The 23,261-nt window shown below is 70.7% G+C and carries 21 protein-coding genes; 12 read left to right on the forward strand and 9 right to left on the reverse strand.

The features are described 5' to 3' along the window. Window positions 1–64: 64 nt before the first annotated feature. A complete protein-coding gene (locus tag C8D93_RS08515) occupies window positions 65–2,227 on the reverse strand; it encodes a RelA/SpoT family protein (RefSeq protein ID WP_110264725.1) in 2,163 nt (720 codons plus the stop codon). A 72-nt stretch (window positions 2,228–2,299) separates the two neighbouring features. Between C8D93_RS08515 and C8D93_RS08520 the strand changes: the two genes are divergently transcribed. The 5 genes from C8D93_RS08520 (at window position 2,300) to C8D93_RS08540 (ending at window position 7,306) form a co-directional block, all read left to right on the forward strand. Continuing rightward, on the forward strand, window positions 2,300–2,701 hold the full coding sequence (locus tag C8D93_RS08520; protein WP_110264726.1) for a hypothetical protein: 402 nt from the start codon (window positions 2,300–2,302) through the stop codon (window positions 2,699–2,701). A gap of 76 nt (window positions 2,702–2,777) precedes the next feature. Then, window positions 2,778–3,677 (forward strand): hypothetical protein, encoded by a 900-nt coding sequence (locus C8D93_RS08525; RefSeq protein ID WP_110264727.1) that lies wholly within the window; start codon window positions 2,778–2,780, stop codon window positions 3,675–3,677. Window positions 3,678–3,699: 22 nt separating this feature from the next. Beyond that, the gene (locus C8D93_RS08530; RefSeq protein WP_110264728.1) at window positions 3,700–5,406 is read left to right on the forward strand and encodes an MbnP family copper-binding protein; all 1,707 of its coding nucleotides are present in this window, start codon (window positions 3,700–3,702) and stop codon (window positions 5,404–5,406) included. Window positions 5,407–5,414: 8 nt separating this feature from the next. Beyond that, window positions 5,415–6,608 carry a methanobactin export MATE transporter MbnM gene (locus tag C8D93_RS08535; RefSeq protein ID WP_110264729.1) on the forward strand — a complete coding sequence of 398 codons (1,194 nt, stop codon included), beginning with the start codon at window positions 5,415–5,417 and terminating at the stop codon, window positions 6,606–6,608. A 23-nt stretch (window positions 6,609–6,631) separates the two neighbouring features. Continuing rightward, on the forward strand, window positions 6,632–7,306 hold the full coding sequence (locus C8D93_RS08540) for a YceI family protein (protein ID WP_211307265.1): 675 nt from the start codon (window positions 6,632–6,634) through the stop codon (window positions 7,304–7,306). 7 nt (window positions 7,307–7,313) lie between these two features. Here the strand turns inward: C8D93_RS08540 and C8D93_RS08545 are convergent, their stop codons facing one another. Continuing rightward, on the reverse strand, window positions 7,314–8,552 hold the full coding sequence (locus C8D93_RS08545; RefSeq protein WP_110264731.1) for an RsmB/NOP family class I SAM-dependent RNA methyltransferase: 1,239 nt from the start codon (window positions 8,550–8,552) through the stop codon (window positions 7,314–7,316). A 330-nt stretch (window positions 8,553–8,882) separates the two neighbouring features. Between C8D93_RS08545 and C8D93_RS08550 the strand changes: the two genes are divergently transcribed. Further along, window positions 8,883–9,857: a response regulator gene (locus C8D93_RS08550; protein ID WP_110264732.1), complete on the forward strand. Its 975-nt coding sequence runs from the start codon at window positions 8,883–8,885 to the stop codon at window positions 9,855–9,857. A gap of 20 nt (window positions 9,858–9,877) precedes the next feature. Here the strand turns inward: C8D93_RS08550 and C8D93_RS08555 are convergent, their stop codons facing one another. The 3 genes from C8D93_RS08555 to C8D93_RS08565 are packed head-to-tail and all read right to left on the reverse strand — an operon-like array spanning window position 9,878 to window position 12,090. After that, window positions 9,878–10,255: a DUF423 domain-containing protein gene (locus C8D93_RS08555; RefSeq protein ID WP_110264733.1), complete on the reverse strand. Its 378-nt coding sequence runs from the start codon at window positions 10,253–10,255 to the stop codon at window positions 9,878–9,880. Continuing rightward, window positions 10,252–11,433 carry a saccharopine dehydrogenase family protein gene (locus tag C8D93_RS08560; protein WP_110264734.1) on the reverse strand — a complete coding sequence of 394 codons (1,182 nt, stop codon included), beginning with the start codon at window positions 11,431–11,433 and terminating at the stop codon, window positions 10,252–10,254. Before C8D93_RS08560 ends, C8D93_RS08555 begins: the two co-directional genes overlap by 4 nt. Window positions 11,434–11,490: 57 nt before the next feature. Next, window positions 11,491–12,090, reverse strand: a complete 600-nt coding sequence (locus C8D93_RS08565; protein ID WP_170123965.1) for a DUF2845 domain-containing protein — start codon at window positions 12,088–12,090, stop codon at window positions 11,491–11,493. 163 nt (window positions 12,091–12,253) lie between these two features. Here C8D93_RS08565 and C8D93_RS08570 point away from each other — a divergent pair, with 163 nt between their 5' ends. The 4 genes from C8D93_RS08570 (at window position 12,254) to C8D93_RS08585 (ending at window position 17,255) form a co-directional block, all read left to right on the forward strand. Then, complete coding sequence (locus C8D93_RS08570) at window positions 12,254–14,347, forward strand: protein-disulfide reductase DsbD family protein (protein WP_110264736.1); 2,094 nt, start codon at window positions 12,254–12,256, stop codon at window positions 14,345–14,347. A 70-nt stretch (window positions 14,348–14,417) separates the two neighbouring features. Beyond that, the gene (locus tag C8D93_RS08575) at window positions 14,418–15,014 is read left to right on the forward strand and encodes a redoxin domain-containing protein (protein WP_110264815.1); all 597 of its coding nucleotides are present in this window, start codon (window positions 14,418–14,420) and stop codon (window positions 15,012–15,014) included. Window positions 15,015–15,072: 58 nt separating this feature from the next. Further along, on the forward strand, window positions 15,073–16,014 hold the full coding sequence (locus C8D93_RS08580; protein ID WP_110264737.1) for a CE1 family esterase: 942 nt from the start codon (window positions 15,073–15,075) through the stop codon (window positions 16,012–16,014). Then, window positions 16,011–17,255, forward strand: coding sequence for a hypothetical protein (locus tag C8D93_RS08585; RefSeq protein WP_110264738.1), 1,245 nt, complete (start codon window positions 16,011–16,013; stop codon window positions 17,253–17,255). Before C8D93_RS08580 ends, C8D93_RS08585 begins: the two co-directional genes overlap by 4 nt. 22 nt (window positions 17,256–17,277) lie before the next feature. Here C8D93_RS08585 and C8D93_RS08590 read toward each other — a convergent pair whose 3' ends face one another. From C8D93_RS08590 to C8D93_RS08600, 3 genes are read right to left on the reverse strand one after another with little or no spacing between them, the layout of a single operon-like run. Next, window positions 17,278–18,660 (reverse strand): high affinity choline transporter 1, encoded by a 1,383-nt coding sequence (locus tag C8D93_RS08590; RefSeq protein ID WP_245903860.1) that lies wholly within the window; start codon window positions 18,658–18,660, stop codon window positions 17,278–17,280. 45 nt (window positions 18,661–18,705) lie between these two features. Next, the gene (locus tag C8D93_RS08595) at window positions 18,706–19,464 is read right to left on the reverse strand and encodes a CsgG/HfaB family protein (RefSeq protein ID WP_170123966.1); all 759 of its coding nucleotides are present in this window, start codon (window positions 19,462–19,464) and stop codon (window positions 18,706–18,708) included. A gap of 5 nt (window positions 19,465–19,469) precedes the next feature. Then, window positions 19,470–20,117, reverse strand: coding sequence for a CsgG/HfaB family protein (locus C8D93_RS08600; RefSeq protein WP_110264740.1), 648 nt, complete (start codon window positions 20,115–20,117; stop codon window positions 19,470–19,472). Window positions 20,118–20,204: 87 nt separating this feature from the next. Here C8D93_RS08600 and C8D93_RS08605 point away from each other — a divergent pair, with 87 nt between their 5' ends. After that, entirely contained in the window at window positions 20,205–21,140 is a 936-nt protein-coding gene (locus C8D93_RS08605) for an isoaspartyl peptidase/L-asparaginase family protein (RefSeq protein ID WP_110264741.1), read from the forward strand. A 14-nt stretch (window positions 21,141–21,154) separates the two neighbouring features. Here the strand turns inward: C8D93_RS08605 and C8D93_RS08610 are convergent, their stop codons facing one another. Further along, window positions 21,155–22,450, reverse strand: coding sequence for an adenylate/guanylate cyclase domain-containing protein (locus tag C8D93_RS08610; protein ID WP_110264742.1), 1,296 nt, complete (start codon window positions 22,448–22,450; stop codon window positions 21,155–21,157). A gap of 195 nt (window positions 22,451–22,645) precedes the next feature. On the opposite strand from C8D93_RS08610, the gene C8D93_RS08615 reads away from it, so the two are divergent. Next, window positions 22,646–23,257, forward strand: coding sequence for a type IV toxin-antitoxin system AbiEi family antitoxin domain-containing protein (locus C8D93_RS08615; protein ID WP_170123967.1), 612 nt, complete (start codon window positions 22,646–22,648; stop codon window positions 23,255–23,257). The last annotated feature ends 4 nt before the right edge of the window (window positions 23,258–23,261 follow it).

The raw sequence follows: 23,261 nt of genomic DNA on the forward strand, positions 1-23,261 counted from the left end.
CGCGCCGGACGTTACTGGATTCCCGCTTGCGCGGGAATGACGATGTTCAGCGGCGCCCGTGCGATCACGCGCGCCAGACGCGCTCGATCCACTCGATGCGGCGGATGCGGCGCACGACGCGCGCCAGATGCACGCGGCTTTTCACGGCGACGATGAAGCGCATTTCGACGGCCTCGCCGCCCGCGCGGTCGGGCATCTGCACGTTCTCGATCGAGGCCTCGGCGTTGGCCAGCTCGGCAGTGATGCGCGCCAGCAGGCCGCGCTTGTTGTAGGCCTTGATGCGCAGTTCGGCGATGAAGTCGCCGAGGACCTTCTCCGACCAGGCCAACGGCACCCAGTCCTGCGGCCGGCCCTTGACGTGCTTGCACTCGATGCGGTGCACGACGATGCCGCGTCCGACGCTGACGTGGCCGCGGATCTCGTCGCCCGGTAGCGGGTGACAGCAGCGCGCGTAGTCGAGCACCAGGCCCTCGGTGCCCTCGATCGCCAGCGGCGCGGCGCCGCCCTCGTCCTGCACCTCGGCCGCGCCCTTGGGCAGGAAGTGGCGTGCGACCAGCGGCGCGAGGCGCTGGCCGCTGCCGACGGCGGCGTACAGTTCCTCGATGTCGGCGAGCTTGTTGGCGGCGAGCACCGGCTCGAGCTTGGCATCGTCCTTGAGCACAGACGCCGGCACCGACAGCTCGCGCAGCGCGATCTCCAGCAGTCGGCGGCCGAGGCGCACGGCCTCGTCCTCGTGCTGCTGGCGCAGATAGTTGCGGATGGCCGAGCGCGCCTTGGCGGTCTTGACGAAGTTGAGCCAGGCGGCGTTGGGCCGCGCGTGACGCGCGGTGATGATCTCCACGGTCTGGCCGTTGGCGAGCGTGGAGTTCAGCGGCTCCAGCGCGCCGTCGAGCCGCGCGGCAACGCAGTGGTCGCCCAGGTCGGAGTGCACCGCGTAGGCGAAGTCCACCGGCGTGGCGCCGCGCGGCAGCCGGCGGATCTCGCCCTTGGGTGTGAAGACGTAGACCTCGTCCGGGAACAGGTCGACCTTGACGTTCTCGACGAAGTCGATCGGGCTGGCGTTGCCGAAGTCGTCGAACAGGCTCGCCACCCATTCGCGCGCGCGCGCCTGCGGCTGCTTGTGGCCCTCGCGCGCGCCCTGCTTGTACTGCCAATGCGCGGCGATGCCGCTCTCGGCCACGTGGTGCATGTCGCGCGTGCGGATCTGCACCTCGATCTTGTGGCCCATGGGCCCGACGCAGGCGGTGTGCAGCGACTGGTAGCCGTTGGCCTTCGGGTTGGCGATGTAGTCGTCGAACTCCAGCGGCACCGGCTTGTAGACGTGGTGCACGACACCCAGCGCGCGGTAGCAGTCGTCGACCTTGGAGACGATGACGCGGAAGCCCAGCAGGTCGGTGACCTTGAGCAGCTTGAGCTTCTTGCGCCGCATCTTCTGGTAGATGCCGAACAGGTTCTTCTGGCGGCCGACGACGCTGGCGCCGATGCCCTCCTCGCGCAGTGTGGTCGACAGCTTCTGCTCCACCTCGCGGATCAGCTTGCGCGTGTCGCCGAGCTGCGCGCTGACGCCTTCCTGCAGCACGCCGTGACGCTTGGGGTAGAGGTTGGCAAAGGCCAGGTCCTCCAGCTCAGTGCGGATGAAGTTGATGCCCAGGCGCTGGGCGATCGGCGCGTAGATCTCCAGCGTCTCGCGCGCGACACGACGGCGCTTCTCGTGCGAGACATGGCCGAGCGTACGCATGTTGTGCAGGCGGTCGGCGAGCTTGACCAGGATCACGCGCAGGTCCTTGGTCATCGCCAGCAGCAGCTTGCGGAAGCTCTCCGCCTGCATCTCGGCGCGGGTGCGGCCTTCGATCTTGGTGACCTTGCTGACGCCGTCGACCAGTTCGGCCACATCCTCGCCGAAGCCCAGCGCCAGCGATTCCTTGGACACGCCGGTGTCCTCGATCACGTCGTGCAGGATCGCCGCCATCAATGTGGTGTGATCCATGCGCATCTCGGCCAGCGTGCGCGCGACCGCGAGCGGGTGATACACGTAGGGCTCGCCGGAGGTGCGGCGCTGGCCCTCGTGCACGCTGGTGGCGAACTCGGCGGCGCGGCGCACCTCGGCGACGTGCTGATCCGGCAGATAGCCTTCGAGCATGCGGCACAGCGCGTCCACGCCGAAGGCGCGCTCCGCACGCTGGGTGCGGATCGCGTTCGACAGGCGCTGCATGACCGTCATCTCCATGGCACGAGTATAGGAGCACGACCGGCACGCGGCGTTCCGCCTGCGCGGGCGATCTGCCAGAATCGCCGTCCCATGCGAACGTTCCGGCACTTCGGCGTCTGGTTCGGCACCCTGGCGGTGCTGATGCAGCTGCTGTTGCCGCAGGTCCACGCCGCCGCCTACGCCGACCGGTCGGGCGATCCGCTCGGCTACGCGCTGTGCGGTGCCGGCGTGACGCCCAGCCTCGCCGCCGAACTGCGGCAGATCCTGCCAGCCGAAGTCGTCGCGGCACTCGACGCCGACCATGCCGCGCCGGAGCTGACGGACTGCCATGCCTGCGTCGGCGCGCATGCGAGCGCGGCGACGCAATCGCCGGCCGCAGCCGGCACCGCTCCGGAAACGGTCGTCATCGTCGCGACGCCGACCGATGCGGCGATCGCCGATTCTCGCCGCGCGCGACGACCACCCGCGCGCGCCCCGCCCCTGAGCACCTGAGCGAAGCCCGTCCGACGCGCCTGCGCGCGTCGCCGTTTCACTCAGCGACCGCTGCTGCGGTCGAGGGAGCCTTTCCATGTCATCCCGTCTCCGGGGCCCGGCCGTTGCCGCCGGCCTCGCCGCCCTGCTGCTGCAGGCGCCGGCATCGGCCTGTTCGACCTGCAAATGCGGGGATTACACGATCAGCCTGTTCGGCGCAGAAAAACCTTTCGAGAGCCGCTTTCGCGTCGGCGTCGACTACGTCCACCGCAGCGAGCGCCAGGGCGATCCCGCCGTGCTCGAACGCGAAACCGACGAGCAGCGCCTGCTGCTCGGCCTGTCCTACGCCGTCACCGGCGACCTGAGCGTCGCCGCGCAGATTCCCTTCGTCCGCAAGCAGATCCGCGATAGCGACCTGGCGCGCCAGCAGGCCGAGGGACTCGGCGACATCGACCTCGTCGGCCGCTGGACGCTGCTGCGCGAAGGCGGTGTCAGCGGCCGGCATCTGGCCGGTGTGCGCTTCGGCGTGCGTCTGCCGACCGCCGAGCAGGTCGAAGACGCCGCTGGCGAACGCCTCGACATCGACGTGCAGCCGGACGCCGGCAGCACGGTGCCGAACCTCGGCGGCTGGTACTCGTACTTCCGCTATCCGTGGTTCGTCACGACGACGCTGACCTGGTTCAGCTTCGGCGACGGCCATCAGGACTTCTCGCCGAGCGATGCCGTGGTCGCTTCCGCTCTGGCGCAGTACGGCCTCACGCAGACGCTCGCGCTGCAGCTGGGCCTCGACGCGCGGCACGCCGGGCGCAACCGCTTTTTGAGCATCGAGGACCGGGATTCCGGCGGAACGCTGGCGATGGCGTTCGGCGGCGTGGCGCTGCGCGTGTTCGACGAGCTGGTCGTCAGCGCCGGCGCACAAGTGCCGGTCTTCGACGACCTCAACGGCCACCAGGAGGAAGACCCGGTCCTGCGGGTCGGCCTCGCCTACGACTTCTGATCTTTCCTTTCGAGACTCTCACATGACACATCTTCAGCTTCTGCGCCTGGGCACCCTGCTGCTCGGCGCCGGCCTGGTCGCGGCCTGCTCCGACACCGGCAGCCGCAGCGACGGCATCTCGGTGACGCTCAAGGCGCAGCCGGTCGGCACGCCGCATGCCCACGACGACAGCCACGCCAAGCATTCGAATCCCGACTACGTGACCTTCCGCCGCAGCGATGGCGTGAAGGTCGATCTGCAGCTCGGCCTGCTCAACCTCGTCCCGGTCGAGCTGCAGCGTTGCGAGGCCACGGTGGCGCATCGCCTGCTGCCGCTGCTCGACGCGCTCAACCCCGTGGGCGCCGCGCAGGCCCACGCCGGCCACGGCGGAGAGGCCCCGGAAGGTGCGGTCAACGTCGTTTCGACAGAGCCGACCGGTCTCGGCACCCTGGTCGCATCGGCCGGCACCTACTGCGGTGTGGTGGTGGAGCTGCAGCCGGGCGCTGCGGCCAAGCACGGGGACGGTCTCGACACAGGCCTCGAAGGTGTGTCGGTGAACGTCTCGCCCTGCTACTACCCGACCACGGCGGGCCTGTCCGACGCCGAGGCGGCGGCCGTGACGGAACACGCGTGCATCCAGGCCAAGGCCGGTGCCGCCGCGCGCCGGGTGACCCTGCCGTTCGCCGAGCCGGTGCCGCTGGGCGCCGAGGACATGGCGCTGGAGATCACGATCGCGACACGCTACGAGGAGTGGTTCGAGAACGTGGACTTCGATGCGCTGGCCAACAGCGCCGGGCAGCAGGCGCTGCTGGTCGACAACATCGTCGCCTCGCTGCAGGCGCACGGCGATGACGAACAGCTCGTCAATCTCGCCTTCGCCTTACGCGTCAACGGCCACGAGGCGGTGTGCGGCGCGGCCTACCAGGGCCTGGGCAACACCGCCCAGCCGCTGCGCATGGAGGGCTTCCGCTTCTACGCCAGCAAGCTGACGCTCGAGAACGCCAGCGGCACGGTCCCGGTACGGCTCGCGGCCAAGCCCAACGGCACCGTCTACCAGGACGCCGAACGCAACCTTGCACTGATCGGGCATGCACAGGGGTGCGACAGCCCGGCGCGGCTGCGCAACCTGACGCTGACCGGCAGCGCGCCGCGAGGCGAGTACGACCGCCTGTGCTTCGAACTGGGCGTACCCTTCGAGCTGAACCACAGCGACGTCGCCACGGCGCCGAGCCCACTGAACGTCACCGGCATGAGCTGGAGCTGGCTGTCGGGCCGCGTCTTCCTGCGCTTCGACGCCAAGGTGCCGGGTGGCGACGGCGGTGGTGGCGGACACGGCCACGGCAAGCACGAGGGCGAGGACCATGGCGGCGGCGATGGCAGCGATGGCACCGGGACCGATGCCGAGCTGACGCAGAACTTCTTCGTGCACCTGGGCAGCACCGGCTGCAGCAACGGCACCGGCGATTTCGGCGCCCCGCCGGATGCCGCCTGCACCTACCCGAACCGTCCGCGCATCTGCCTCGACTACGCGCCGGTCGCGGCCGGCAACCCCGTGATCGCAGACATCGCACCGGTGATCGGCGAGCTCGACATCACGGTCAACACGCAGGACACGGCGCCGGGCTGCATGTCCTTTCCGGGCGACCCGGAGTGCGTGACCATCCTCCCCCAGCTCAACCTGGACTTTGCGCTGTCGCCGAACGAGCTGATCCCGCGTCGCGACCAGTCACTGTTCAGCGTCGGCCCGTGAGTCCGCGCATGCGCTGGCTCGTCCCCGTCGTCGCGGCGCTGCTCGGCGCCTGCGGCGGCGGGGGCGGTGGTACCGATCCGGGGCCGGTTCCGACGGCGCCGCCGCCGGATCGGTACGTCTTCGACCTGCCGCCGGGCTTCCCGGAACCGCGGGCGCCCGCCGACATGTCGGTCGCCATGGTCGAGCTGGGCCGGCACCTGTTCTACGACCCGCGGCTCGCGGCAGGCGGCAACGGCTCCTGCGCGAGCTGCCATGAACAGCGGCTGGGCTTCACCGACGCACGCACGACCTCGCTTGCCCCGGGTGGCGACGTGCATCCGCGCAATGCGCAGACGCTGGTCAATGCGGTCTACAACGCGCGACAGAACTGGGCCAATCCGAACGTCCGCACCTTGCGCGAGCAGGCTTTGCTGGTGCTGCTCAACGAGGACCCGGTGGAGCTGGGCTGGGCCGGCCGCGAGCAGCAAATGCTCGACCGCTTCCGTGCCGATGGCGACTACGTGCAGCGCTTCGCCGAAGCGTTCCCCGATGCGGCCGAGCCGTTCACGCTCGACAACGTCGCCCGGGCGCTGGCGGCGTTCACCGCGACGCTGATTTCCGGCAACTCCGCCTTCGACCGCGGCACGATGAGCGCGGCGGCACGAAGCGGCGAGGCCCTGTTCAACTCAGAGCGGCTGGAGTGCCACCACTGCCACAACGGCTTCAACTTCGCGAACTCGGTCGTGCACGCGGGCACCACGCTCGACAACATCGAGTACAAGAACACCGGCCTGTACAACATCCGCGGACCGGCAACCGGATATCCGCTGGCCAGCGGCAACTACCCGGCGAACAACCCGGGCCTGTACGCGTTCACGTTCCGCGACACGGACATGGGGCGGTTCCGCCCGCCGACGCTGCGCAATGTGGCGCTGACCGCGCCGTACATGCACGATGGCTCGATCGCGACGCTGCGCGAGGTCGTCGTCGACCATTACGCGCGCGGCGGCCGCCATGTCGCCGGCGGCCCGTATGCCGGCGACGGCGCGCGCAATCCGAACAAGGACGCCCTGATGATCGGCTTCGCGATCGACGAGAACGAGGTCGCGGACCTGCTGGCCTTCTTCGACGCCCTGACCGACTGGGATTTCGTCTGTGACGAACGATTCGGCGACCCCTTCGGTCAGATTCCGATGCACGAGGCCTGCCCGGCCTCGCCCTGACCACCCGCATGGAGCACCCGATGATGCCGACACGCCCCCCGAACCGTCCCTCACGAGCCGCCGCAGCGATGCTCGTCGCCCTGTGCGCGCTCGCGGCCTGTTCCAGGCCCGCCGCCCCCACGCCGGCCGAGCCCACGGGCGTCGCCACCGCGTCACCGCAGACCGCGGCACAGCCGAGCCTGTGGCGACTCGACGCCGAGGCCTCGCAGCTGAGCTTCGTCTCGATCAAGAACGATCGCATCGCCGAGGTCCACCGCTTCACCGATCTCATCGGCACCGTCGATGCCGAGGGCGAGGCGAACCTGAAGGTCGGGCTCGAGTCGGTGCAGACCGGCATCGAGATCCGCGACCAGCGCATGCGCGAACTGCTGTTCGAGGCCGCGTCCTATCCGCAGGCGGTGGTCACGCTGAGCGTCGACCCGCAGGTCATCGGTGCCCTGGCGCCGGGCACGTCGCAACTGCTGCGCACGGACGTTCGGCTGGAGTTGCACGGCCTCGCCGGCACGATGCCGGCGATGCTGCGCGTGACGCGGCTCGACGCCCAGCGCTGGCTCGTCACCAGCGAACAGCCGGTGATCGTCGATGCGGCGGCCTTCGACCTGGTGGCCGGTGTCGAGCAGCTGCGCGAGGTCGCCGGCCTGCAGTCGATCGCCACCGGCATTCCGGTCAGCTTTGCCTTGAGCTTCGTCGGCTCGTAGCCGCGGATCAGGCGACCCGCCGCAGCACGGCGCCGAAGAAGCCGTCGGTGCCGTGCCGGTGGGGCCAGAGCTGCAGGTAGCGCCCGGGGAAGCGGACGCCCTGCGCGGCGAGCACGTCGCCGGCGTCGACAGGTTCGAATGAGGGATGGCCGGCAAGGAAGGCCTCGACCACGGCGGCGTTCTCGGCATCGAGCAGGCTGCAGGTCCCGTAGACCAGGCGTCCGCCCGCTCGCACGTGGCGCGCCGCGCGTTCGAGGATCTGTCGCTGCTGCGCGGCCAGCGCCGCGACATCGAGCGGCTTGAGCCGCGCCTCCGGCTGGCGACGCCAGGTCCCGGTGGCCGAGCAGGGCGCGTCGACCAGCACGGCATCGAAAGTCGTTTCGTCGGGCACCGTGTCGAGCGCGTGCACGCGCACGCAGCCGACGCCGGCGCGCTGCAACCGCGGGCCGAGGCGCTGCAGACGCTGCGCGTCGATGTCGATCGCCCAGAGCTCGCCGCTGTCCCGCATCGCCGCCGCCAGCGCCAGGGTCTTGCCGCCGGCGCCCGCGCACCAGTCGGCGATGCGCTCGCCCGGCCGCGCGCCGACGAGCAAGGCCAGCAACTGGCTGCCCTCGTCCTGCGGCTCGATCCAGCCGTCGCGGAACGCGGCGAGCTGCTGCAGGGGCGCGCGGCCGGCGAGCCGCAGCCCCAGCGGCGCCCACGGTGTCGGCCCGGCATCCACGTTCGCCGCGGCGAGCGCCTCGATCGCCTGCTCAGGCGCGCACTTGAGCGCGTTCACGCGCAGGTCCACCGGTGCCTGCTGCGCGAGCGCGGCGGCGAGCGCACGGGTTTCCCCGGCACCGATCGCTGCGTCCCAGGCGGCGTACACCGTGTCCGGAAGGTTGAGGGCTTCGGCCGGCGTCAGCGTCGTGGCGTCGAACTGCGCCAGCCGTGCGGCCAGCGCCGCGGCGTCGGCCACGCCGAGGCGCGTCAGGGACTCCGCATCGCTCATGCCGGTGTCGAGTGCATGCACGGCGCAGAGGGCCGCCGGTTCCCTGCGACCCGCGACGCGCTGCAGGCGTCGCAGGTTACGCAGGCTGCCGTAGACGAGCTCGGTGACGCGGGCGCGGTCGCGGCCACCCATGGCCCGGCGCTCGCGGAAGGTCGCCTGCAACAGGCGGTCGGCCGCGCGTCCTTCGCGCAGCACCGTTCCCAGCACCTCGCAGGCGAGCTGCCACTGCGCGGGAAAGATCCGGGGACGGCTCATCGGGAGGCGGGGGCAATGGTCATGTTTTGACCGTTCGTCGGCTGGCTTGATACAAGGTATTGTGGCTTGACAAACGCGATGACACTATCAGTCGTGGTTGGCAGACCATAGACATCGGGTCTACGGAGCCAGCCATCTTTCGCAATCGGAGGTCGATCATGGCTGCCAAGAAAGCTGCGAAGAAGGCTGCAAAGAAGACCAAGAAGAAGTAAGTCGCTGCACCAGCGGTACGCTTCTTCGCGGCAGCGCCTGGCGCTGCCGCGTTTTTGTTGCGCCACCGTCCGCCGGCGATGCTAGATTGCAGCCCTCTGCACGCCACCGGGAGCTGGCATGGGCGAACGCATCGCGCTGGTCGTCGACGATTCCAAGTCGGCCCGCTTCGCATTGCGCAAGTACCTGGAGGGGCACGCGTTTCGCGTCGACACGGCCGACAGTGCCCGCGCCGCCTACGCCTGGCTGCAGGACCAGCGCCCGGACCTGATCTTCCTCGATCACGTGATGCCCGGCGAGGATGGCTTCGCCGCGCTGCAGCACATCAAGGACGATCCGCAGACCGCCGGAATTCCGGTGGTGATCTGCTCGTCCAACGAGGGCGGCGCCTTCGTCGCCGAGGCGCGCAGCCGCGGTGCGGCCGAAGTGCTGCAGAAGCCGCCGAGCCCGGACCAGCTGCAACGCGTCCTCAAGCAGATCGAGACCCTGTCGGCTGCGGCGCCGGCACCGGTGCCCTCCGCGCCCGCCGGGCAACCGCATCCCGTTCCGACCGCGCCCGCCGTCGACACCTCGGTGGCGGCAGCGCCCGCCCGGACCGCCGCGGCGACACCGGCTGCCGCCGACGCCGGCGAGCTGCGGGAACTGCGCGAATCGCTGGACCTGCTGCGCGCCGATCTCGCCACCGCGAGCACCGACAGCGCGCAGATCACGCAGGCGCTCGAGGCGCGCGCGGGCGCAATCGAGGCGCGCCTCAACGCGATCGAGCAGCGTCTCGGCAGCGACCTGGCGAACGTGCACAAGCACCTCGAACGCGAGATCGAGAGCCTGCGCCGCCACGGCGATCAGGCGGTCGAGGCGCTGCGCAGCCAGTACGAGGCGGCGCTGGAGGCCCTGCGCGAAGAGCAGCGTCAGACGATGGACGCCCTGCACCAGCAGCGTGCGCAGGACCACGACGCCCGGCGCCAGCAGTTCGACGTCGAACTGCGCGCGGTGCACGAACAGTTCCGCGAGGAGCTGGCGCAGGCGATGCAGTCGGCACGCGAGCAGGCGCTGCAGGACGTTCGCGCCCGCCTGCTGGCGGCGCTGGGCGAATAGCGCCGACAAGACGGCGGCGATCAGGCGCCGCGAAGCGCGGCCACCAGCAGCAGTGCCCAGCCGGCGAGCAGCAACATCCCGCCGAACGGCGTGATCGCCCCCAGCACGCGCACGCCGCTGAGGCACAGCGCGTAGAGGCTGCCGCTGAACAGCAGCACGCCGAGCGCGAAACCCGCACCCGCCCATTGCAGCGGCGCACTGGTGCCGAGCTGGCGCAGCAGCAGACCGACGCCGAGCAGCGCAAGCGCGTGATACATCTGGTATTCGACCGCGGTCTTCCACACCACGAGCAGTTCCGCGCTCAGGCGCGTCTTGAGTGCGTGGGCGCCGAAGGCGCCCAGCGCGACGCCGAGAAACCCGTAGACCGCGCCAAGCGCCAGCCAGAAAGCGGGCGTCACGGCTGCACCTCGACGACGCGGAACACGATGCCGGCGGCCTGCAGACGCGCGATCAGCGCATCGCCCATCGCCCGCGCCGGCGTCAGCACGCCGCCACCCGCAGGCAGTGCGTCATGCGCCAGGCACAGCGCCGACTCGGCCAGCATCTTCGCGGTTTCGCCGTAGCCCGGATCGCCGCCGCTGACCTCGCAGCGCACACGCCGCCCGCCGCCTTCGCCGATGAAGGTCACGCGAAACCAGCCCTTCGCCCGCTGCCGCGCGTCCGGCCCCTGCCCGGGCTCGCGCAGCGCCAGCAGGCGCCGGCGCGTCGGGCCGAACTGGCTGCCGACCAGCGCCGCGCCGGCGCCGCCGGCCAGCGCCAGCGCGCTGGGCAGCTTCTTGACCTGGAGGAAGTGGCCGTAGCGGAAATCCGGACCGTAGCGGTCGATCGTCGCGGCGCTGTGGCGCACGATCTGCGGGTCGATGCTCGGCATCGGCAGTGTCCACGTACCCAGCTCGCGCACGTAGCGAAGACCGCGATGGATCGCGCCGACGCGTCGCGCCTGCTCGGGGCGCTCGGCGCGGCGGCGTGCGCGTGCCACACGGGCGTAAGTGCCCAGGCGCGAGAACGCGGTGATCGCCGAATGCAGGGTGCCGCCGGAGAACTGCCCGCCGGCGCGCACGAATCCCTGCACGCGCAGCGGCACGTTCTCCGGCAGCTGCTGCACGGTGAACCAGCAGCCCAAGTCGTGCGGAATGCTGTCGAAGCCGCAGCAGTGCACGATGCGCGCGCCGCTGGCGCGCGCCGCCGCGTCGTAGCGCAGCCACATGCGGTCGACGAATTCCGGCTCGCCGGTGAGATCGACGTAGTCGGTACCGGCCGCAGCGCAGGCGGCGACCAGCCCCTCGCCGTAGCGGATGTACGGCCCGACCGTGGTGATGACGACGCGCGCGCTGCGTGCCAGGCGTTGCAGCGAGGCCGGATCGTCGACGTCGGCCTCGATCAGCGGCAGCTCGCGGCAGTGGGCGGCGGCGTCGGTCAGGCGCGCGCGCACCACGCGCAGCTTGTCCGGATTGCGCCCCGCGAGCGCCCAGCGCAGCGCGCGACCGCCGGCGCGGGCCAAGTACTCGGCGACGAGCTGACCGGTGAAGCCGGTCGCGCCGAACAGGACGATGTCGTAGGGACGTTCGGTGGGCATCGGACGAGCCTGTTCGAAAAACGGGCGCCGATCATACGCCCGGCCGCAGCGCGCGGACTACGGATCGAAGCCGCGACGGCCGACGCGCACATCCTCGACGCGGCCGTTCTCCAGCACGACGATGCGCAGCAACTGGTTGGAGCCGAAGTTGTACGTCCACTCCTCGCGGTAGACCCGGATCACCGCGTTGTAGCTGTCGTGCAGGCTGCCGCGACGGTGCCGCCGGTCGGGCACGAAGACGTGGTCGGCCACGCGCGCCAGCGGTTCGCCGCAGCGCGCCAGCAGCCGGTACTTGGTCATGCCGCGCAGGATGTCGGTCTGTCCGCAGCTGCCGGCGCCCTGTTCGGCGAAGCCGTAGCCTTCGGTGCCGATACTGTGGATACGGCCGTTGCGGATCTGCAGCACGCGCAGGAGCTGGCTCGACCCACGGTTGTAGATCCACTCCTCGATGCTGTCGTGCAGGCCGTAGCCGTAGCCATGGCCGCGGGGCGACGGCCAGACGTCGACGAAGTCGGGTTCGCCGCAGATCGCGACAGCCTCGGCGGCCAGCATGCCCTCGCTGAGCAGGCGCGATCCGCAGCGCATCGAACCGCTGGCCGCGGCCGGCGCCGGCGTCAGCCAGGCGCCGAGCAGCAACAGCGCGAGCAGGGCTTTCACACGGGGACTCATGCCCGCAGTTTGCCGCCGAACGCGGCGCGGCGAAACCGCAGGCGCGTCGCGGCGGCCACGCTGTTAGGCTTGCACGTCGTCCGTCGTCGCCCGGATGCTGAACCTCCGGCGGCGGATCGCGGTCTGACGCCTGTCCATCTCCGACGAATCCATGACTTCACGCCTTTTCACCGGCCGCTGCCTGAGCGCGCTGCTCGCGCTCGGCCTGTCGGGCATTGCGGCGGCGGCCCCGGTGCGCACTGCCGAGGTCGAAGCCGAGCTGCATGCGCAGCACACGGCCCTGCGCGTCGGCGACAACCTCGTCGGCCTGCGCCTGCGGCCCGAGCCGGGCTGGCACGTCTACTGGCGCAATCCGGGCGACTCCGGCATCCCCACCAAGCTCGAATGGACCCTGCCGGACGGCGTGCAGGCCGGCGAGATCCAGTGGCCCTACCCGCACCCGGAGTCGCTCGGCGAGCTGACCAACTACGGCTATGCGGAAGAAACCCTGCATCCGGTCACGATCCGTATCGACGAAGGCGTCGATGCGGCGACGATGACGCTGCAGTCCGAGGCGAGCTGGCTGGCGTGCAAGGACATCTGCGTGCCCGGCTCGGCGGCGCTCGAGCTGACGCTGCCGCTGACCGGCGACGCCCTGCAGCCGAACCCCGACTGGGCGCACCTGTTCGACAAGGCCCTGCGCGAGCTGCCGCGGCCGGCACCCGGATGGCCGGCGCGTTTCGCCGTCGACGCGCAGGACGTCTCGGTGGAGATCGAAGGCCCCGCACGCGAGGCCGCGCCCCGGTCGATCGCGTTCTTTCCCTACGCCAACGACCTGGTCAACCACGCGGCGCCGCAGCGGATCGCGGCATCACCCGGCAGGGTCCGCCTGAGCCAGACGACCAGTCCGTACTTCGTCGATGCGCCCGCCCGCGTCGACGGCGTGCTCGTCATCGAGAACGACGACGGCACCATGGCCTACGAAATCAGCGCCGAACCCGGCAGCGTCGCCGTCGTCCCGGGTGGGGCGCCGCTGCCCGCCGTCGATGCCGCGCCGCGTAGCGCAGGCAGCGATGCCGGTGCGCCGCCGCCGGCGCTGGTGCTGGTCCTGCTGTTTGCGCTGCTCGGCGGGCTGATTCTCAACCTGATGCCCTGCGTGTTCCCGGTGCTGTCGCTCAAGGCGATCTCGCTGATGAAGTCCGGCGCCGACGACCACGGCGAACGCCGGCGCCAGACCTGGGCCTACACCGCCGGCGTGATCGCTTCCTGCGTGCTCGTGGCCGCGGCGATGATCGGGCTGCGCGGCGCGGGCGAGGCCGTCGGCTGGGGCTTCCAGCTGCAGTCGCCGGTCTTCGTCGCACTGATGGCCTACGTGCTGTTCGCGCTCGGCCTGTCGCTCTCCGGCGCCGCGCAGTTCGGTGTCGGCCTGATGAATCTCGGCGGCGGGCTGGCGCAGAAACCGGGACTCTCGGGCGCGTTCTTCACCGGTGTGCTGGCCGTCGTCGTCGCCAGCCCGTGCACGGCACCGTTCATGGGCACGGCGCTCGGCTATGCGATGACGCAGCCGGCCTGGGTCGCCCTGCTGGTGTTCGCGACCCTGGGCCTGGGCCTGGCGCTACCCTTCCTGCTGCTCGGCTGGTTCCCGGCCCTGGCGCGCTGGCTGCCCCGGCCCGGCGCGTGGATGGAGACCTTCAAGCAGTTCATGGCCTTCCCGCTGTATCTGTCGGTGGTCTGGCTGCTGTGGGTGCTGGTGCGCCAGACCGATGCGCAGGCGCTGGCACGGGTACTCATGGGTCTGGTCGCGATCGCCTTCGCGCTGTGGCTGTGGCCGTCGCGCGGCGTGGTGGCGTCGAGCCTGAAGCTGGCATCGCTCGCCGGCGCGCTGGCGCTCGCGGCCGTGCCGGCGCAAAAGGGAACGCCGGCCGCGGTCGCGCAGGGGGCCGAGATCTGGTCGAGCGAGCGCGTCGCCGAGCTGCGCGCCGACGGCCGCACGGTCTTCGTCGACTTCACCGCGGACTGGTGCCTGAGCTGCAAGGTCAACGAGCGCGTCGCGCTCAAGTCGGACCGGGTGCAGCGCGCCTTCGCCGAGCACGACGTCGCCTTCCTGGTGGGCGACTGGACCCGCGCCGATCCGCTGATCACCGAAGAACTGTCACGTTTCGGCCGCAACGGCGTGCCGCTCTATCTCGTATACCCGGACGGTGGAGACCCCGTGGTGCTGCCGCAGTTGCTCACACCCGAGATCGTCATCGCCGCCATCCGCTAACCCGCCTTCCCGGGAGCCGCGACAGGGATGTCGTGATCCCGCCCCCGGAGGGCCCTGCAAGGAGTTGATCATGCGTCTGACTTCCGCCCTCGCCGTTGCCGCGGCCCTCGCCACCGGCGCAGCCGCAGCCGCCCCCACCGTCGGCAAGCCGGCTCCGGGCTTCACCGCCACCGACAGCAAGGGCGCGACCGTCGCCCTGTCGGACTTCAAGGGCCGGTTCGTCGTCCTGGAATGGACCAACGACGGCTGCCCCTTCGTGCAGAAGCACTACAAGGGGAACATGCAGGCGCTGCAGCAGCAGGCGCGCGACCAGGATGTCGCCTGGCTGTCGGTGATCTCTTCGGCGCCGGGCAAGCAGGGCCACGTCAGCGGCGCGCAGGCCGATGCGCTGAGCGAGAGCCGCGGGGCCGTGCCGACGCACGTGCTGCTCGACGAGAGCGGCGACGTCGGCCGTCTCTACGAGGCCAAGACCACGCCGCACATGTTCATCGTCGATCCCGAGGGTACGCTGGTGTACGCGGGTGGCATCGACAGCATCCCGTCGGCCGATCCCGACGACATCGACAAGGCCACGCCGTACGTGGAGCTGGCACTCGCGCAGGCGATCGCCGGCGAGCCGATCGAGCACGCCGTGACGCGGCCGTACGGTTGCTCGGTAAAATACTGAGCAGCCGCGCCGCACCCGCCGCAAGCGGGGCGCGGCGCCCTATCCAGAGGAGATCGAGATGCCCGGTGGTCTGAGGGGATTCGTGCGTCCGGCGCTGGCGGCGCTGGTTGCACTGTGCGCGTTGCCCGCGTCGGCGCTGTCGTTCCTGCCCTGGGAGAACGTGCGCATCACCTACGACACGTTCACCTACTCCGGTGACGGCGTCACCCGCAGCGTCGGCGTGATGCAGCCGCAGGACCGGGGCTCGCGCACACCCGCCATCGTCGTGCTGCACTTCAACCTCGGCAGCGCGTCGAGCATGGCCAACCTCACCGAGATCGGCGAGCTGGCGCGCGACGAGGGCGTGGTGATCCTGCTGCCGATCGCCGACGACGCCACCTGGGCCCACAATCCCAACGAGATCGGCGCGTCGGACGACGCCGGCTTTCTCGCCGCGATGATCGACGAATACGTCGCGCGATACGACCTCGATCCCGCGCGCATCTACATGACCGGCTATTCGCAGGGCGGCAACATGACCGTGCGCATGGCCTGCGAGTATCCGGGCAAGATCGCCGCCGGCGCCTCGGTGGCGGCGACGATGCGCAAGTCGCTGGCGCGGCAGTGCGCGCCGGCGGTGCCGACACCGATGGCCTTCTTCCACGGCACCGAGGACGAGCAGGTGCCGTACGGCCCCGGCGTTCCGTCGCTGCTCCGCGATCTGCTCGGCGTCGGTGCCCTCGGCGCCCAGGACGCCGCCGCGTTCTGGGCCGAGGTCAACGGCTGCGAGGCCAACGCCACGCGCACGACGCTGCCCGCACCTGTCGACGACGGCACGCAGATCCAGCTCGACAGCTACGACAACTGCCCGGACAACGGCGGCGCCGCGCTCTACACGATCGTCGGCGGCGGCCACACCTGGCCGGGTGTTCTCGACTTCGTGCCGGTGGCCGGCATCACCACCCAGAACCTGCGCGCGAACCGCGCGATGTGGGACTTCTTCAAGAGGTTTTCGCGATGATCCGCGCCGACATCGACCTGCGCCGCGGCGCCGCCGTCCTGCTCGTGCTGCTGGCCGCGGGCTGCGGTTCGAGCAACGAACCCGGGACCGGCGACTCCGCCGCGATCAACACGACGACCGCCCTCGACCAGCAGCGTCCGGTGGTCGCCGCCAACGGTGACGGCCGCGGTGTCGTCGTCTGGGAAAGCTTCGGCCAGGACGGCAGCCATTTCGGCATCTTCGCGCGCCGCATCGTCGACGGCGTGCCGGAAGGGCCCGAGTTCCAGGTCAACAGCTACACCGTCAGCCGGCAGAGCTTTCCCGCCGTGGGCATGGACGCCGAAGGCAATTTCGTCGTCGCCTGGCGCAGCTCGCTGCAGGGCAGCCCCGGCGGCACGATCTTCGCGCAGCGCTTCGCCGCCGACGGTACGCGCCTGGGCGAGGAATTCCGCGTCGGCCCGGACGATTCGATTCGCGACTCGCAGTCCGAGCCGCAGGTCGCGATGGGGGCCGACGGCAACTTCGTGATCGCATGGAGCAACCGCGAGGTCGGCGCGCTCGCCGAGGAGCTGGGCCAGAACCAGCTCGAGGACCGCTGGATCGAGGCGCGCGTGTACAGCGCCGACGGCACGCCGCGCACCGCACCGACGCGCACGACGGTGCAGGCCACCGACCAGTACCCGCGCGCGCCGCGCGTGGCGATGGACGCGCAGGGCAACTTCGTGCTGGTCTGGGCCACGGCCTCGGCCGGCACGGTGCTGCGCGCGCAGCACTTCGGCCCCGACCTGCTGCCGCTGTCGGAGCCTTACGACGTCAATGCGGTCGCCGACGGCATCGACGCGGATCTCGCCAGCGTGGCGATGGCGCCGACCGGCGAGTTCGTGATCGCCTGGGAGGCCTACACCTTCGGCAACGTGCCGCTCGGCATCTTCGTGCGCCGCTACGACGGTCCGTCCAGCCCGCTGGGACCGGCCGCGGTCGTGCTGCCGCCATCGTCCGGACTGGTGGAGCGCAACTCGATCGACCTGTCGCCCGCCGGCGACCTGCTGCTCGCGGCGCATGCCGCGGACCGGGTGCGCTTCGCCGTGCAGCATGCCGACGGCGGCATCTTCGGGCCGCTGCTGGTGAGCAGCAGCGCCTACGCTTCGCTGTTCCCGTCGGTGGCACGCAGCGGTGACGGCCGCGCGCTGATCGCCTGGCAGAGCCTGGGGCAGGATGGCGACGGCCGCGGCGTGCGCGCCCGCGAGCTGAGCTGGCGCTGACCCTGCGGGCGCCGCACGGCGCTCAGGCCGGCACGGTGCCGGCCGTGCGGCGCGTGCCGAGCGGCGACAGCAGCGCGTAGGCGGCGAAGGCCGCTGCCAGCGACATCAGGTAGGGATAGTCGGCCGCGCCGACCCAGGCGGCGCCGACATAGGTCAGCAGGCCGGCAAGCAGTGCCGCGTACGCCGCCGGTGCGGCGCCGAACCGCGGCGCCCACAGGGCCGCCAGCAGCGTCACGAGGATGCCGGCCGATCCCAGGCTCGATGCCGTGACGACGAGGTCGTAGACGCTGTCGCTCGCCAGCGCCAGCACATAGGCGGTCAGCCCGAACAGGATCACCGCGATGCGGTTCACGCGCAGCCGCGCCGCCTCGTCGAGCCGGGGGCGCAGCGGCAGCACGAGGTTGTGGGCGGCCAGCGAGCCCGACACCAGCAGCGCCGAGTCGACGGTCGACAGGATCGCCGAGACCAGCGCACCGACGAACATGGCGTAGAGCACGGTGGGCAACTGCGTCTGCGCCACCTGCATCAGGACCTGGTCCGGCTCGTCGAGTTCGCCCACGTAGTGCACGCCGACCAGCCCGACGCCGACCGGAATCAGCCCGACCAGCAGGTACAGCAGACCGGCGCCGGCGGTCGCGCGCCGCGCGAGTTGCGGCGAGCGGATCGACAGCATGCGCGCGACCAGCTCCTGGGCGACGATGGAACCGCAGATGGGCACGGCGAAGGTCTCGAGGGTGACCAGCCACGACGCCTGCCCGTCGACGAAGCTCAGGCGCTCGGGCGGCAGCGCCGCCAGCTGCTTGGCACCGCCGGACTGCCAGACGAGCATGCCGACGAGGATCACGCCGGCGATCAGCACCAGTCCCTGGACCAGATCACTCATCGCGTCGGCCCACATGCCGCCGGTCGCCGTGTAGACGATGACGACGACCGCCGCGAGGGTCACGGCGACGCCGACGCCGAGATCGGACGAGGCCGCGAGCACCTGGCCGAAGGCACGGATCTGCGCCGCCGCCCACAGCAGCGAGGTCGGGATCATGATGACCGCGGCGCATCGCTCGACCCCCGGGCCGAAGCGCTGGCGGAACAGGTCGGCGAGCGTGACGATGCCGCGCCGCCACAGGGGTACGGCGAACACCAGCCCCATGACGACGATGCCGAGCGCGTAACCGAAGGGATCGGCGTTCACGCCCGACAGGCCGGACACGTGCGCCTGCCCCGCGGCGCCGATGCAGGTCTCGGCGCCGAACCAGGTCGCGAAGACCGTGAAGACGCCCAGCCACGGCCCGAGCCGGCGGCCGGCAAGCAGGTAGTCGACCTCGTTGCGCACGCGGCGCGCGGCCCACGCGGCGAAGGCGAGCTGCAGGGCGATGTAGGCGAGGATGAAGCCGAGGATCAGGGTCACCGGCGGAGTATGCCGATCCTGCGCCGGGGAGACACCGCGGAAACGCTAGCGCTCGGCGACGCCGGAGATATGCGCGACGGCGGCGAGGCTCATGCGCTGCAGCGCCGCTTCCAGCGGCGTGTTGCGGAACAGGCGCGCGAGGCCGGGGAGTTCGAGGATATCGCCGCCGATGTCGAAGTAGCCGCTCATGTCCGCCCCCAGGCGCCAGTAACGCCCCTCGACGGTCGCGGCGTCGAGCACCCGCGCACTGCGCGCGTCGACGACGCGCAGGTCGAGCGCGACGTATCCGCGCGCGGCGCGCAGGTGCAGCAGGCCGATGCCGTCATCGCCGAGCGGCACCGGCAGCGGCAGTGCGCCCCCGTCCAGCCCGGGGTCGATCGCGGTGATCGCGGCCAGCACCAGGACGTCCGCCCCTTCGAGCGTCGCCGGCGGCAGCGCCAGCTCGGCGGCTTCGGCGACGAAGGCCTGCTCGACCAGCACGGCATCGAGCGCCTCCCGCTCGAGGACGACGAAACGTCCCGAGGCGAACAGCTCGGTGATCAGCAGGTCGCGCACGCTGGCGAGCAGGGCCTGCGACGTCAGCGGCGTCTCCGCGGACCGCCGCGCGTTGAGCGCCGCAACGGCGGCGTCGACCGACTCGTCCTCGCCGCTGCGGTCGACCACGGCCGCGACGACGATGCGCGGTCTCGCGTCCGCGGCGAGCGACCGCACCGCGGCGATCGACTCGCCGTCGCCGCGGCTGAGCCGTGCCGACGGCGCGCACGCGGTCAGCACGGCCGCCGTCAGCAGCAGGGCGGCGCGCACGTTTCTCAGAGCTTGGTCTCGACGATGTGCGCGACCGCTGCGTCGATGCAGGCGCGCAGCGCCTGTTCCATCGGCGTATTGCGGTAGGCGCCCAGGCCGATCGGCAGGTCGCTGCGCGCGTAGGTGAAGCCGACGCCGGCATTGCGCGACGAGCCCTCGACGGTCGTTGCGTTGACGATGCGGCCGGTACGCGCATCGATCACGCGCAGGTTCACCGCCATGCACGCCGTCCGGGTCGACGCCAGGATCACGGAGCCGCCCGCGCAGTCGCGTTCGAACTGCACGACCGATCCGCGCACCAGCAGTTCGGCACCCTCGATCTGCCCGGTCGCCGCGGCGGTCTGCGGATCGATGCGTCCGCTGGCGGCGAGGTCCTGCTCGGCAGTGACCTCGGCCAGGCGCGCGCGCTCCAGGACGATGAACCGGTCGGCATTGAACAGCGCGGCCGTGAGCATGTCGGCGAGTCCTGCGCCGAGTTCGGCATCGCCGCGAAACTCGAATGCGCTCACCGCGACGCGCGGCCGGGCACCCTGCGCCGGCTCGGCGCGGGCCGCGCGGATGCCGGGCCCGTCACCGGACACGACACGCGCCGACGGCTGCATCGCGCAGCTCGCGAGCAGTGCGGCAGCCAACAGCATCGGAAATCGATACATGAAACGCTCCGGGCGGAAAGATGCGCTAAGTTAGCCCCTCCCCGTGCACGCCGATGCAACGGCCGTCACACTCTTTTCGCGTCCGACATGATCCGACTTGCCCTGCATGGCGGCGCCGGCGATCTCGCCCTCGACCGCACCGACACCCGCGAACAGCGCGCCGCGCTGCGCGACATCGCCCAGCAGGGACGGCAGTTGCTGCAGGACGGCGCATCGGCAGTCGAGGCGGTGGAGCATCTGGTTGTCCTGCTCGAGGAATGCCCGCTGTTCAACGCCGGAATCGGCGCCGTGCTCAATCGCGACGGCCAGCCGGAACTCGACGCGGCGATCATGTCCGGACTCGACCGTGCATGCGGCGCGGTGGCCGGCGTGATGCGCGCGAAAAGTCCGATACGGCTGGCCCGCGCGGTGATGGAACGCTCGCCGCACGTGATGTTCACCGGCACCGGCGCCGAGACGCTGAACCGCGAACTCGGCCTCGAGGAAGTCACGCCCGACCACTTCATCACCGAGATCCGCTTCCATCAGCTCAAGGAGGCGCACGCCCGCGGCGTGATCGTGCTCGATCATGACGACGCGTCGTTCGCGGCGCCCGATGCCGCGTTCGGCACGGTGGGCGCCGTCGTGCGCGATGCCGAGGGCCACCTGGCGGCGGCCACCAGCACCGGCGGACTGACCAACAAGCATCCGGGCCGCGTCGGCGACACGCCGGTGATCGGCGCCGGCACCTTCGCCGACGACCGCAGCGCGGCCATCTCCTGCACCGGGACCGGCGAGGCCTTCATCCGCAGCGGCTTCGGCTTCGAGGTGCATGCACGGATGACCTACTGCGGCTGGGATCTGGCGCGGGCCTGCGACGACGGGCTCGACGAGGTGCGGCGTCTCGGCGGGCGCGGCGGCTGCATCGCCATCGACCACGAAGGCCAGCTCGCGCTGCCGTTCAACTCCAGTGCGATGTTCCGCGCGTGGATGGGCGCCGACGGCAACATCCACACGGCCGTGGGGCCACAGGACGCGGACTGAGCCGGTCGCGGCGTTCAGGCCGGCACGGCGTGATGCGCGACCGGACCGGCGAAACCCTTGAGCGCCGCTGGCGGCCGCGACTGCAGCAGCGGCGGATCGCCGGCCAGTTCCGCCGTGCGCGCATCGACGAGGATCTCGCCGTCTCCCGCCAGCTCGCACAGGCGTGAGGCCAGGTTCACGGCGGAACCGACCGCGGTGTATTCCAGTCGCGACGCCGAGCCGATGATGCCGACGGTGACCATGCCCGTGGCGACGCCGACGCCGATCCCGAGGCGATGCCCGGGCCGCTCCCAGCGTCCGCACAGCGCAGCGCCGACGACGCGGATGCGCTGCGCCAGTTCGATCGCGCGCGCGGCGTGGTACGCCACCGGCAGCGGCGCACCGACGAGGATCAGCACGCCGTCGCCGGCAAAGTCCTTGATCGTGGCCCCGAAGCTGGCGGCCTCGCAGCCGACGTCGTCGTAGTACTCGCGCAGCACCGCGAGCACCTGGCTCGACGGGTGCGCCGCAGCGTAGCGGGTGAACCCGCGCAGATCGCAGCAGACCACGCTGATCTCGCGGCTCGACTCGCGCATCGCCTGGTCGAGCCCGCGCTCGGACACCAGCCGCGCCACCTGCGGCGACAGGAAGCGCGACATGAACTGTCCGCGTTGGCCCTGCAGGACGTGGTAGTGAACGGCGCCGACCAGAAAGATCATCTCGCCGATGACCACGACCAGCGCTGCGTAGTCGATGGGCAGCACGAAGCCGGCGACGAACATCGGCGTGGCCAGCGCCATGGCGACGACGCGTACCGCCTCGGCGCGGTCTGGCCGCCGGTTGAGCAGCAGCAGGATGCCCGCCAGTCCGGCCAGCATCGCCAGCAGGACCGGCCCCATGAACAGCCAGAAGCCCGGCGTCAGGTAGAAGCGCGGCAGCTCGCCGGCACGGATGAAGGCCTGCAGACGCAGTTCCGGCTCGAGGACCGACGCGATGCCGTAGAACAGCCCGCAGAGCTGCCCGACACGCAGTGCGCGGTCGCCGGCGCGGGTGTCGACGCCGGGAGCGACCGGGAGCGTGCGGCGCACGCGCAGGATCCACTCGAGGACGCAGACGATGGCCAGCGCCTCCGGCCAGGCGAACCAGCCGCTCCACGCCGGCGGGACCGGCCAGGCGGCCATGACGACGACGTTGAGCAGGATCGACAGGCCGATGAAGGCGAATCCGGCCGCCAATGCGCGCGACGCCGGCGAGTTGCGGTCCGCCGAGACGAAGGCGATGCCCATGCCCAGGGCGACCAGCGAGACCAGCACGTCGGCGTTCAGGTCCATTCCATTCCCGGGATATGGCGCGGGCGCCTCGACCTCGGTTCCATTCAGAACCTCATGACCTGCTGATAATCCTTTTTATTACATGTAGATATAACTTAATTCTCAGAACTCCGTTGAAGGTGCGCGGGGTTTCGCGGACAATCGCCGAGTTCGAAATTATCTACAGTTATTTAAACTTGTGTCTGTTGTTCACAGATGGACGAGCACAGCAAGGCCGAGCGCATCTTACAGCTGGTGCATAAGCTCGGGGTCCTGCGTCCCAAGGACCTCGTACCTTATGGCATCCAGGCGGAGTACTTGCGCAGGCTTTGCGACCGCGGCCAGTTGCAGAAGCTCGGCCGCGGCAGCTACGTCGCCGCCAACACGCGCCTGTCCACCGACCTGATTCTCGCGATCGTCGCGCGCGCGATCCCCAACGGCGTCATCTGCCTCGAGTCCGCCTTGGCGTTCCACGGCCTCGCCGAGTTCGACCCGGACGAGGTCAGCGTCGCGATCGAACGTCGCGCCGCCAAACCGCGCGTGGAGTTCCCGGACATCCGCATCGCCCGTCTCGGCGGCCCGGCGTTCACCGAGGGCGTCGAGGTCCACGTGCTCGAGAACGTGAAGGTGTACATCTACTGTCTCGAGAAAACGCTCGCGGATCTGTTCAAGTTCCGCAACAAGATCGGCCCGCACATCGCCGTCGATGCGCTGCGCTCGGCGCTGACCGAGCACGAGGTCAGCATGCGCCGCCTGTGGCACTACGCCCGGCTGTGCCGCGTCGAGCGCGTGATGCGCCCCTACGTCGACGCCCTGCTGCCGACCTGAAGCC

It is taken from the genome of Sinimarinibacterium flocculans (assembly GCF_003201205.1).
In the GTDB taxonomy this organism is placed as follows: domain Bacteria; phylum Pseudomonadota; class Gammaproteobacteria; order Nevskiales; family Nevskiaceae; genus Solimonas; species Solimonas flocculans.